Genomic DNA, 491 nt, shown 5'->3' with positions numbered 1-491 from the left:
ACTTGACTACTATGGTGGTGACGACCCGGATGAGTGGTTTTCAGGCGAACGCTGGTATTATGGGCAATTATAGTGACCTCGCCATTTAGCGATATAAATGCAAGAGTAACTGAGTACATCTGGAAACTCACCAGACATACTGTCATTACTAGGTTTATCAATTGTCTTAGCAGATGTGTAGCCAATGAAAAAAAAGCTTCGCCAACGTAACCAAGCTTGGATCTCACTGCAATTGCGACGTGCACAAAAAGAAGGAATGCCGTTAAGTTTCTTTATTAACTTTCCTTCAATACGCGCAGTTGCATGTAATGGTGAGCGCCTTAAACGACGTGGTCGTCTCAAGCCGGACTGGGATCGCGCATTGTTTCATCCGGGTTGGGGGGAAGTGCCGATTGTTGGGCCAAAAGGAACAGTTTACTGGTTTGAGGGATTTGATAAGGAGCAACTTCCTGTTGAATTGGAGCCGCTGTGGGAAGATACCTGACTGTATT

1 protein-coding gene is annotated in these 491 nt (G+C 45.4%); it reads left to right on the top strand.

Annotated features, from left to right (window positions below; all coding sequences use genetic code 11):
- Nucleotides 1-184: 184 nt before the first annotated feature.
- Nucleotides 185-484 carry a hypothetical protein gene (locus tag V1952_RS22475; protein ID WP_042569311.1) on the top strand — a complete coding sequence of 100 codons (300 nt, stop codon included), beginning with the start codon at nt 185-187 and terminating at the stop codon, nt 482-484.
- Nucleotides 485-491: the final 7 nt, after the last annotated feature.

The organism is Yersinia sp. 2542 StPb PI (assembly GCF_048593855.1).
Classification (GTDB): Bacteria; Pseudomonadota; Gammaproteobacteria; order Enterobacterales; family Enterobacteriaceae; genus Yersinia; species Yersinia enterocolitica_E.
The sequence above is the reverse complement of the archived record's forward strand: the minus strand, read 5'-3'. Positions and strand labels throughout refer to the sequence as shown.

Bases quoted from the DNA above. Each gene is read 5' to 3' on its own strand.
- V1952_RS22475 (WP_042569311.1), top strand. From the start codon at position 185: ATGAAAAAAAAGCTTCGCCAACGTAACCAAGCTTGGATCTCACTGCAA.